Source organism: uncultured Parabacteroides sp. (assembly GCF_905196875.1).
Taxonomy (GTDB): Bacteria; Bacteroidota; Bacteroidia; order Bacteroidales; family Tannerellaceae; genus Parabacteroides.
This window is the reverse complement of sequence record NZ_CAJJWO010000023.1, coordinates 65,477-71,789: the sequence shown is the minus strand read 5'-3', so window position 1 is coordinate 71,789 and position 6,313 is coordinate 65,477. Positions and strand designations below refer to the sequence as shown.

Sequence of the window (6,313 nt, the reverse complement as noted above, 5' to 3'; positions counted from 1 at the left end):
GCCCCGAAGCCGGAAAAGAGAGAGGCGTGTACTTTTCCCATTTGATTCAGTTCTTATTAAATTCGAGTCACATTAAAGTCTTTCAAAACTAATATGTAAGAAAGATCGTCATGCTCATACACATCGTACAAATACACATGTTCTATATTAAATCGACCTTCTAAGCTCTTATCTCTTATATGAAATTCAACCTGATCACCAATGCTCAACTCATCCAGTTTCTTGACTACTATCTGATCCTGCATGAGATAGTAAATAGATCGTACCTCATTCAAACTAATATCGCCATACTCTTTAAAAAAGCGATCAATACTCTCTGTCTTAATTATTGATTTCTTTGCTACCATGTGAAATGATTTTTATTGTTTATCTTTTTCTGTTTCTACAATTGTTCCCCCATCCATCATAAAGGCAAGCTGAAACTCAGCAAACGATCTATAAGCACGGGGAACTGCTCCTTTATACAATCCTAGCAACTCCTTTTCTGTTGCCTCTACTATTTTACCATTTTTCCTTTTCATTGCTCTGAGGCGCCTTTTTTATATTTATTGATTTCCTTTTTAAGCCGGTATACCGGCTTTCCCTTCGGGAAATATAAGACAAGCTACCAAAGTGTTTACGGTAATATAATAGTTACCGAACGGGTAAGTTAAATTTACCCACCTATATTCATTTATACTCGTCATAATCTACAATTGATTTATATACAGCAAATTGACTTGTTTTTATCAATCGATAAAATCATCATTTTTCAGGAGAGTGTGATTTACCTTCATTAATTGCCGAAATTCCCTTTCTTCTTCGCTCTGTATGAAGGTTATAGACTTCTTTACAGTATCCCATTCGTTAGTGACAAACTCCCGAATGTTGCGGTATTCCCAGTCAGACAAAGAGCCGTTTACATGCCTTTCCTTTGCTTGTGTCAATACAGCATCTTTGCCCTTATTCATTATCTCCAGGCAAAGATATTGCTTGGCGCGTCCTGTTCCTTTAGGCGTAATAATATCTTGCTCAAATTGGATCGTTCGCCAATCCCGGAAGAACGACTCTATAAGTTTCTTCAAATTCTCCGAACTGAAAAAATCAGTAACAAAACAATTATCCAACCTTCTATTTACCGTCTCAATCCGCAGTATTTGGTGGAAAGGTATATCCTTCCGCTTTCGATCCATTGACTCAAAGACTTTATCATACACCTTAAAGTACTTTCGGGTATGCTTATGAAAGACTGTTGTTTTCATACGTTCATCTTTATAGCGGGCATTTACATACAGTAGCTTCTCACTTCCTGCAGTTCCGATACTTTTCATCTTATCCAGATACGACCGACAATCCTTAGAAACATCAAGATTAAGCCCTATTTCGTAGTTATAAACCCGTAAATTGTCAATACCGATATCCTTCTCCGATAGTAGATTTCTTATGGATTTCTTTGCTTGTGACATTGAAAATAGATTGTAATTACTTCTTTCATTACCGGATATCTCATTGAAATACTTGTGCAGGCTACTTTCTACCTTTAGCTTCTGATTTGTTTCGATTCTGATATATACGCCTTTTTGTTGAGCTAAATTTTTTGTGCTTATGTTATCATAGAACACGACTCCATCACTTGAATTTGTTTGCAAGTTATTTCTCTCCACAATAGATGAAATCTCGACTTCTGTCAAATTCGGCTTAACTAGAGTGATTAAATCTATCATCTAAATTTTCCCTTCATCTATCAGCTTTTCGATCTCCAAACGCCTTACATAAACACGGCTATTATTATGACCGATTTGGATTTGATCAAAAATTCCGGCATCCACATATCTTTGATAAGTGCTTCGGCCGATTTTCAGTATCTCACAAACCTCTTTAGGGGTTAATAACTCCTTACCTGCCTCATTGACCAACCTTGAAACCATTTCCTTGATGTCAAGTACAATGCTTTTCAGGTCGTTGTATTCCTTCAATGATATAGTATCATTATCATTTGACATATTCTTTACTGTCATAATTCCTGATCATAAACCTTTTTCCTTTCTCATCCGCTTGACCTCGCCTTTGTAATAAGCGATTTTCTCTTGATAGTCAGCAATAGTCAATTTTACGATCGACCGTTTGCCAGATTCCAGTTCTTCTAAAACCTTCACGCCGTATTTCGCCACAATGGCGCGTTTGTATTTCTCATGATTGCCACGTAGACCGATATTACACCGCGAACATTGTGGATGACAATTCCGTTCGTCGTAACGGGTAACGATATGTCGACGGTCTATGTAATGCCCATTCTGCATCCGTATCCACGAAAGCATTTCCCCGCAGGTAATACACCGAGAAAAACCCAGCTGATTAGCTGATTGTATCCGGATATACACCGAAAATATTTTATCTAAGATTTGCTGCAAGACGGAAATAGAAACCTTTTTAGGTTTAGATTTTGTACTTTTTGATTTTATCATGCTTTTTGCTGTTTTATTATCAGATCCTATCATTTGTTTTTTCATTGTCCCTTTTTGATATCAAAATTGATTCCAGCTTTTTATTTGCCTCTATGATGAGCCGAGCATTATGTAGTAATATATGATTCTCTGCTTCTAGCATCTTTATCCTGCCCGCTTGATTCCGGATTGTCAAAGATGATCGTGCAAAAGAATGTACAGCTCTCATGATCGCTTTTGAGGCTTGCCGGAAACCTGTATCAGCAATTACGACATCAATAGCAGCCCGATCCTCATCCGTTAAATCACGAATTATGACATTCTTTCTTTTTCTGTTGCTCTTCTGCATATTTATTGTATTTTATAGTATCCATAATAAACGGCTGACAACTTCTAATACCCGTAGACCGACGTATTCCTAATATCGAGCAGTAGCAGATATAATTCACCACATTACCGCCATGCTGACAGTATCGGCAATTCGCCTTTACTTCATTTTTAGGTACAGTTCTCATCAGGCCCCCATGTCAATTGCACCTCACATTGTAGACTCCCTGTTCCTTGACAAAATGTACAATCTGTAGACTCTATTTTATCACGACTAACTTCATTGTGAAATTGTTTTTGGCCTCTACACACCGGACATTTGAAGCCTTTGAACACAAATTGTTCTTTCTTCTGACGCTCCGGTGTTATAGTTAATATTCTCTTAACCTCGCTCATACCTTACCCTCTTTATTAGTAAATTTTACAGACTTGTGATCTCGGCGTAAATGAGCAAAACAAGAAGAACTCTGATCACAAAACCGGGCTCCGGCTTCCGTCTGAAATACACATCCTCTGCATCCATCCTCCGACAAGACCACCTTTAGTTCCTGCCTTTTATACTTGACCAAATGACCAACATGTACATCCGCTGATATTATATTTTTCTTTATCATCTTACTGCTATTATTGAATCGTAATACATTCTGTTATCTTCATACTCTGCTACCACGTCCTGATTGGTACAACTAGGGCCGAGATCATTTACAATCTCCTGGTACACCTCATCCGGCATAGAGCCAATAACATCTACTGTTTCCTGGTCGAACTCCTCAGCCCCGGCAAGTCCGTAGGCAATGATCGTTCCGATCAGCAGGAGGATTAAAATTGCTTTTTCACTTAAATCATTCATGTCTCAACTCTTTTTAAAGTTTATTTCTTCTTGTCCCTTTCAAGACGTTTCCATCATCCAGAGCTTTCTCTATTTCAACTACTCGATAATAAATTACTCCTTTGGCTTTCTTGATTAAATTACCCTCTTCATCATAAGCCTCCCGGAGATCAAACTTATATTGCTGGAGATATCCGCGCCGGACAAGGGCTATAATTACAGACTTGCCATAACGTGTGTGAGCTTCATTCTGAGTAATCAGAACCTTTGGGTTAGATGCAATCCTTTCCTTCTCTTCCCGCGCCGCCCTGATCGCCGCCCTAGTGATCGCTTCATAATCGACGATCACCGGAATACCGGCGGATTTTTCAGACAACGATAACGCTTGCTGAAGCAGAGCCGCTACTGGGTTGTTATTATTCGGTTCCATATATCTCAGATCTTTTTACTTTAATAGCTTTCCAAAGAACTTTAAAGCTTTTTGGTTGTCATTTTTAATACTCAGTAAGCTTTCATTATCCTGCCGGATCCTTTCAAACTCCTGAAGGTTCGCCTCTACCGTCTTTTCAATCTCTGCATTCAGTTCTAACAGGTCATTTTGAGACTGTTTGAACACTGATAAAATCTGCTCTCTTCGTTCCTTAAATTCGATTGTTTTCATACTGACTGTTTTTTAAATTGTACTACCAAACACTGCTTTTTTTGGGGTGTTTCCTTCTTCACCTTATCCATATTCTTTTTTGCCTCTTCACAATACAGCTTCAGAACCGTATTATACATCTCAAGGTAATCATGGTACGCCTTGCGGTATTCATCCCGCTCTTTTCTAAGTTGTTCTACGATAGTCATTTTTTAGCCTCCTCCCTTGCAAAAACCTCAGCCAACACCTCATCCGGATAGACTTTAACCGATCCCCAGCGAGGATCATTCACCTTCGATGTCTCAATACCTCGTTTCTTACAAATATTACTAGCTTTTGTTCCTATCGCTCCGTAACGCTTTACATCAAGGTGGAGATTATTTCGTGATACATAAGCAACGACAGTGGAGCATTTGAGATCAGTAGTAGTACGCTGCTCTATTTCATCAATTTTGTTTTCAAGGGCTTTCATTCGACGCTCATTCTCTACATTGCGTTGAGCCATTTGGAGGATTATTTCGGCAGGAGATAGTTCTTTTTGTTTTTCTGTTTCCAGTTCTTCCCATCGGAGAACCAATTTCGCACGGGCTTCATCGTTAAACTTGGTAGCGATGTAAAGACATTCTGTTTTGTTGAGTTCGTAACAGGGTCTTTTTTCTCCTTTTTTGTCAGGATAATCAACCAACGCAAAATTGCGTCCGTTAACTTTTATCCAAGCAGGTTCCATATTTCGGATTGCTCTCATTACGTCACTATGACGCATGCCTGTAAGTTCTGCAATTTCAACAGAACTCATCGTTCCATTTTTTAATACCAGTGCTTCCATAAGTCTAATATTATACTAGTTAAAAACAAAGGCTCATCCGATCATTACCTTAATGTGGCTGCCAGGTAACTACTCGAATAAGCCTTTTTAAATCTCTTTTTCCCCTCAGACGGCAGCCACGCTATCTGACGATGATTATTTTTTTCAAATAATCCGTTGAATCGTTGGATATGAAATGGACTGTCACTATATTTGCCTTTGGATGATGATGGTTACGGCTTTTTGTCGTGACAGCCATTTTTATGTCCTTTTAAAATGTTTTACGATGCAAATATAAAGTATTTCGCAAGCATATTGCAAGTATTTTGCAAGCATAAATAGTTAAACAACGTGAATTTACCAGAAAGAATTAAGCAACTAGCTGATTGCAGAGGAATTACAATGTACACCATTGCACAAGAAACCGGCATATCTCAATCTACTCTAAGCCGTTTAATGAATAACAAAACCGATTCTATTAGTAGAAGGTCATTAAAAATACTTGCAGATTACTTCCAAGTAAGTTTGGATTGGTTGATTACAGGTGAGGGAGTCCCATATTTGGACAGCACTACCGAAAGAACTAAATTAAGTGCTAGGACAAGGATTATCCAATATGTCACATCTAAAGAAATACCGATTAAAGAATTTGCAAAATCAATAAAATCATCAATTGAATATTGGAATGATTCAGACAATGATTACACCATACCAATTCACGCAATAAATAAAGCCCTAAAGAGTCTTCCTGAATTAGATCCTGTGTGGGTATTCACGGGAGAAGGTGAGATGCTAAAAGCAGCCTCATCTTCAAAAATAGTACAGATAGATGAAAATCCATATCCCGTAAAACCTTTCATTGACTCTGTCTATGCTGTTTGTGGAGCCCCATCAGGCTTTAGCCTCGCAATCAAAGAAACTGAATGTGATGGTTTATCCCTTCCTTTCATGAATGAATATGATTTTTCTATTAAAGCCAAAGGGGATAGTATGATCAACCGAAATAATCCGGCTCGATCTATTAGAGAAGGTGATATTGTTGCATGCAGGTTATGGAAAAGCCGTAGTCACGTTCGCTGGGGTGAAGTTTATGCACTAGCAACCTCGGAAGGAGTTGTAATCAAGAAACTCCAGGAATCGGAAAAAAATGGATTTATCAAATGCGTCTCTTTCAACACAGAGGATGGCTTTAACCCCTACGATCTTCCAGTCGAGGAAATATTTGACTGGGCAATAGTTACCGGAGTTGTGAGCGCGAGAAACTGGAACTAATAACAACTTAAATCTAA

Annotated in this window: 11 protein-coding genes; 1 reads left to right on the top strand and 10 read right to left on the bottom strand. The window is 38.4% G+C overall.

Going from position 1 to position 6,313, the window contains the following annotated elements; genetic code table 11:
- Window positions 1–56 precede the first annotated feature (56 nt).
- The 10 genes from QZ076_RS10125 to QZ076_RS10080 form a co-directional block, all read right to left on the bottom strand.
- A complete protein-coding gene (locus tag QZ076_RS10125; RefSeq protein ID WP_293713022.1) occupies window positions 57–347 on the bottom strand; it encodes a hypothetical protein in 291 nt (96 codons plus the stop codon).
- Window positions 348–359: 12 nt separating this feature from the next.
- Window positions 360–521, bottom strand: a complete 162-nt coding sequence (locus tag QZ076_RS10120; protein WP_293713020.1) for a hypothetical protein — start codon at window positions 519–521, stop codon at window positions 360–362.
- Between the two features lie 207 nt (window positions 522–728).
- Window positions 729–1,445, bottom strand: coding sequence for a hypothetical protein (locus tag QZ076_RS10115; protein ID WP_293713018.1), 717 nt, complete (start codon window positions 1,443–1,445; stop codon window positions 729–731).
- A 258-nt stretch (window positions 1,446–1,703) separates the two neighbouring features.
- Window positions 1,704–1,997 (bottom strand): helix-turn-helix domain-containing protein, encoded by a 294-nt coding sequence (locus tag QZ076_RS10110; RefSeq protein WP_293713016.1) that lies wholly within the window; start codon window positions 1,995–1,997, stop codon window positions 1,704–1,706.
- A 9-nt stretch (window positions 1,998–2,006) separates the two neighbouring features.
- The gene (locus tag QZ076_RS10105; protein WP_293713014.1) at window positions 2,007–2,489 is read right to left on the bottom strand and encodes a recombination protein NinG; all 483 of its coding nucleotides are present in this window, start codon (window positions 2,487–2,489) and stop codon (window positions 2,007–2,009) included.
- The gene (locus QZ076_RS10100) at window positions 2,464–2,772 is read right to left on the bottom strand and encodes a hypothetical protein (protein WP_293713011.1); all 309 of its coding nucleotides are present in this window, start codon (window positions 2,770–2,772) and stop codon (window positions 2,464–2,466) included. Before QZ076_RS10100 ends, QZ076_RS10105 begins: the two co-directional genes overlap by 26 nt.
- Before the next feature lie 588 nt (window positions 2,773–3,360).
- Window positions 3,361–3,600 (bottom strand): hypothetical protein, encoded by a 240-nt coding sequence (locus tag QZ076_RS10095; RefSeq protein WP_293713009.1) that lies wholly within the window; start codon window positions 3,598–3,600, stop codon window positions 3,361–3,363.
- A 13-nt stretch (window positions 3,601–3,613) separates the two neighbouring features.
- Window positions 3,614–4,009, bottom strand: coding sequence for a hypothetical protein (locus QZ076_RS10090; protein ID WP_293713007.1), 396 nt, complete (start codon window positions 4,007–4,009; stop codon window positions 3,614–3,616).
- A 15-nt stretch (window positions 4,010–4,024) separates the two neighbouring features.
- Window positions 4,025–4,240, bottom strand: coding sequence for a hypothetical protein (locus QZ076_RS10085; RefSeq protein WP_293713005.1), 216 nt, complete (start codon window positions 4,238–4,240; stop codon window positions 4,025–4,027).
- 184 nt (window positions 4,241–4,424) lie between these two features.
- A complete protein-coding gene (locus tag QZ076_RS10080; protein WP_293713003.1) occupies window positions 4,425–5,045 on the bottom strand; it encodes a Rha family transcriptional regulator in 621 nt (206 codons plus the stop codon).
- Window positions 5,046–5,375: 330 nt separating this feature from the next.
- Between QZ076_RS10080 and QZ076_RS10075 the strand changes: the two genes are divergently transcribed.
- Window positions 5,376–6,296 carry a helix-turn-helix domain-containing protein gene (locus QZ076_RS10075; RefSeq protein ID WP_293713001.1) on the top strand — a complete coding sequence of 307 codons (921 nt, stop codon included), beginning with the start codon at window positions 5,376–5,378 and terminating at the stop codon, window positions 6,294–6,296.
- The last annotated feature ends 17 nt before the right edge of the window (window positions 6,297–6,313 follow it).